Annotated in this window: 3 protein-coding genes; all 3 read right to left on the bottom strand. The window is 63.9% G+C overall.

The genetic code is table 11. The annotated features are described in order from the left end of the window. Positions 1 to 508: TolC family protein (locus AC1D1X_RS16825; protein WP_477698704.1), on the bottom strand; the 508-nt coding region annotated here is incomplete at its 3' end. Then, on the bottom strand, positions 495 to 1,253 hold the full coding sequence (locus AC1D1X_RS16820) for a CerR family C-terminal domain-containing protein (RefSeq protein WP_477670616.1): 759 nt from the start codon (positions 1,251 to 1,253) through the stop codon (positions 495 to 497). The genes AC1D1X_RS16820 and AC1D1X_RS16825, both read right to left, overlap by 14 nt. Before the next feature lie 45 nt (positions 1,254 to 1,298). After that, complete coding sequence (gene glnE / locus AC1D1X_RS16815) at positions 1,299 to 4,124, bottom strand: bifunctional [glutamate--ammonia ligase]-adenylyl-L-tyrosine phosphorylase/[glutamate--ammonia-ligase] adenylyltransferase (protein ID WP_477698703.1); 2,826 nt, start codon at positions 4,122 to 4,124, stop codon at positions 1,299 to 1,301. Between the last annotated feature and the right edge of the window lie 173 nt (positions 4,125 to 4,297).

Genomic DNA, 4,297 nt, shown 5'->3' with positions numbered 1-4,297 from the left:
GCTGATCGGCATCCCGGCTCGCGGCGTACTGACCGAAGAGGTCGATCTCCCAGGAGGTCTGCAAACCCACCTGGGCGGTTGTGGCAATCGGTGGCGCTGTACGGTTCACGGGTGCCGAGCGTCCGCGGCTGACGCTGGCGGTGCCATCAAGGGTAGGCAGCATGGCTGCGCCCGAGGCCACGCGTGAAGCCCGCGCCTGCTCAATGTTGGAGCGCGCGGTGGAAACGGTCGGGCTGACCGATTCCGCCGCCATGATCAGTTCCACCAGCAAGGGGTCATTTTGTTGCTGCCACCATTGCGACAGCCCTTTCAGGCTGCCGCCGTGAGGCAATGCTGCTGTGGTGCCCGCCGCCGGCAAAGGCGTTTGCCATTGCGCGGGAATCGAGACGGAAGGTGGTGTGTGCGGATTGTCGGAAGCGCAGCCGCCCAGCAACAGCGCGCATGCGCCGAACAGCGGCGCCGCTGTCAGCAAGCGCAAGCGATCGCGTCCGGAGTCAGTTTTTTTCATGGTGTGCTGTGTTCAATCGCGGCGCCGCGGCCACGGGGTAATCGGAAAGGTGATTTCGGCGTGCCATTTCGACGCCTACCATGGCTTCGGCATACGCCACCAGGCTGACGGCCCACTGTTCCAGGGCTTCAGGTGTTCCGAACAGCTGGGGCCGGATCGCCTCCACGACTTCGCGGCTGAGGAACATCTGAAGTGCCAGCCCGGTGATGGAAAACGCCAGCCTGTGCACCTCGTCGTCGGCTTTGGTGACGTCTAAATGGCGGCAAAGCACAATAACCAGCGCGGTATGCGCCGGCTTGATCCCCTGGTCGATTTCTTCGGCCCACAGGCCTGTGGGTTCCAGCATCTCGCGAAAGTGGAGCTTCATGCACAACTGCACCAGTTCACCTTGGCGTAAAGGTTCTAGGAAGCTCGAAAAAAAGCCTTCAAGGGACTGCCGCAAGGTGAAATGGGGCTGGTTGTACAGCGCAATGTCATCGCGCGCGCTGCCCAGCGGTTCGGTGAAAACGGCCCGGTACAAGCCGGCCTTGTCGCCAAAGTAATAGCTGATCGCCGCCACGTTGGCTCCCGCAGCATGGGCGATATCGCGAATCGAGGTTTTGGCAAACCCTTTTTCGGAAAACAGCCTGAGTGCCGCGAGCAACAGGTGCGCCCTGGCGTGGGCGCCGTCGGAGCGCTGTTTTCGGCTTTCGCCTTCAGGCTTGGCTGAGCGCGAAGGTGTTTGAGAGGGCAGGTCGGGTGTCATGTGCCCGGATTAGAGCACATTAATCAAACAATCGATTGAATTAAATCAATTGTTTGATTTGAAAGTGGCGACCCACAGTTGCTGGATCGCGCCGCGCTCTGCCTCAAGCGCAGGCGGGTTGACCTGGGTGGGTTCTTCGTTGAGGCGTGCGCGGTGCTGGACACGCCGCAGTTCGCGGTAGGCGCTTGCCGCCCGCTGGCCGACGCCGGCCGGCAGCAGGCCGGCCGTTTCTGCGCGTTGCAGGAGCGAGATGTTGCCGACGTTGTCCCTCAATTCCGGGTGCCGGGCTGATTGGGAAAGCACCAGGAACTGCACGGCGAACTCGGCGTCCACCATGCCGCCCGCACTGTGCTTGACGTCAAATTTTTCAGCCTTGAGCGGAGGCGGGCCTGAGACGGATCCGCCTGTGGGGCTCGGCGTTGCATGGAGGCTTTTGACCGGATGGGCGTCGCGAACCTTTTCGCGCATGGCCACAATTTCATTGCGCAGCGCAACGATGTCGCGCGGAGCGGTGATGACGGTCTGCCGGACTTCGTCAAACCGCAGGCGCAGCGACTCGTCACCCAACACGAAGCGCGCACGTGTCATGGCCTGGTGTTCCCAGGTCCAGGCGGTATTGCTGCCGCGCTGCTGCTGGTAGCGGGTATAGGCCTCAAAACTGGTGACCAGCAAGCCTGAATTGCCGTTGGGGCGCAAAGCGGTATCGATTTCAAACAGGTCGCCTTCGCCGGTCTTGATGGTCAACCAGTTGATCAGCTTGCGCACAAATGCCGCATAGACTTCGGGGGCCCGCTCGTCATCGTCCTCATAGACGAACACGATGTCGAGATCGCTGCCGTAACCCAGTTCTTTGCCGCCCAGTTTGCCGTAGGCAATGATGGCGAACTGCGGTGTTTCACGGTGCCGGTTCTTCAGGCGCTGCCAGCACCAGTCGGTGGTGATGCTCAGCACCGCTTCGGCGAGAGCCGTCAGATCATCGGCCACCTGCTCGACGGTGAGTACGTCTTCCAGATCGCGCGCCAGGGTGCGGAACACTTCCGCATGATGGGCGCGGCGCAGCAGGTTCAGGCAGGTTTCCTCGTCGTCCTCGCCGGTGCTCCTGAGCGCGGCCAGGCGCTGTTGCAGGTCCCGCGCGAAGGCCGTGCCGTCAAAGCGTTCCTTGAGCAGCTCGTCGCTGGCCAGTTCATCAATGACGCCGGGGTGCTGTAGCAGGTAGCGCGCGGGCCATTTGGCGGCCCCCAGCAGGCGCAGCAGGCGCTCATGCACCGCGGGCCGTTCCAGCAGCAGCGCCAGGTAGCTCTCCCGCCTCAGGAGCGGCTCTATCCAGTCGATGATGCGCACAGCCGCTTCCTCGGTGACCGTGCCTTCCGCCAGCCAGGCGGCGGTGCGCTGCACCAGCCGCGCCAGGCGGGCGCGGGAATCTTCGCGCAGGGCCAGCACCCTGGGGTGCTGGCGCCACAGCGCCAGGCGGGCGCGAAACTGTTCCGGCCATTGTTCCGACAATTGCTCCAGCACGTCTTCGAGCTGCTGCGGCGCCGCCTTGGCCGTTTTGCCGCAGCCTTTGCAGTCGGGCTTGCCGCCCAGCAGTTTGTCGAATTCCCCGGCCACCAGCTCCCGGTGGGTGTCGAGTTCGCTGAGGAAGAAGCAGCAATTGCTGTAGCCCAGCGTTTCTGCGATCCACGCCAGGTCGTCATCACGCGTGGGCAGGACATGGGTCTGCTGGTCATCGAGGTACTGGATGCGATGCTCCACGCGGCGAAGAAAATCATAGGCGCGTGCCAGCGCATCGGCGGTTTCCTGCAGCATCAGGCCCGCGCGTGCCACGCGCTGCAAGGCGTCTACCGTGGGACGGGTGCGCAGCTCGGGAAACTGTCCGCCGCGCACCACCTGGAGCAATTGCACGGTGAATTCAATTTCGCGAATGCCGCCGCGCGACATCTTCACGTCGTTGGCCCGCTCCGGGTGGCCGGCGCAGCGCTTGGCGGCATGCTCGCGGATTTGCCGGTGCAAGGTGCGCAGCGCATCGAAGACGTTGTAGTCAAGGTAGCGCCTGAACACGAAGGGCAGCACGGAGCCGCGCAGGGCCTGCGCCGAGCCGTCCTGCACGCATTCAAGCGGCGCCACCACCCGGCTCTTGAGCCAGGCAAAGCGTTCCCATTCACGACCCTGTGCTTGGAAATACTCCTCAAGCGCGCTCAGTGAAGTGGCCGCCGGCCCGGAGCTTCCGTTGGGCCGGAGCGCCAGGTCCACCCGAAACACAAAACCATGCTCCGTGGCATCACCAATCAGGCTGAAGACGGCTTTGACCTGGTGCGCGAAGTACTCGTGGTTGGATATCTGCCCGCGGCCATCGCTGCGCCCCCGGGTTTCGCCGTCGTGGTCGTAGACATAGATGAGGTCGATGTCGCTGGAAACGTTGAGTTCACGCGCACCCAGCTTGCCCATGCCCACAACCCACATCCGGGCACGCTCCCCGTCGGGGCCTTGCGGTGCGCCATGCAGCCCGTCAAGTTCGGCTCCCGACTCGCGCATGGCGACATCCAGGGCCAGCTCGGCCAGCTCGGTCATGGCGCAGGTCACTACGGCAAGCGGGGCCTGGCTTTCGAGGGCGCCGTCACAGTCGAGCACCACCAGCCTTTCCATGACCAGCTGGCGAAGCACCCGAAGCGCCGCGCCTGTCGCCATGCCCTGCGCCAGCAGCGCGTCCAGCGCGACCTGCATGGCGGCGCGCACGGGGGCGCCCGCAGGCAGGAGGAGGAGTTGATCAGCGTAGCGGCGGCGGATGCGCTGAACGAACCGTGAATAGTCCGACGCGGCCGGCCCAGCGGCGAGTAAGGTATCAGGGCAGGCGGTTTGAGCGACGGTCMTCACACTACTTCACAAAACTTCATGGTTCACTGCCGGGCGAACGCTGGCCCCGGCGGTCATAATTCTCATGTCAATGGAGCCAACGATCCCCAGCCTGCCTACCCCGCCGCCGCAACGACTGCGATGGCTTGCTCTTACCCTGCGCGTGTTGCTGTGGCTTGTTGCCACGGCCTGGG

Source organism: Polaromonas sp. P1_G4 (assembly GCF_056405475.1).
This window is presented reverse-complemented; position numbering and strand designations above follow the sequence as displayed.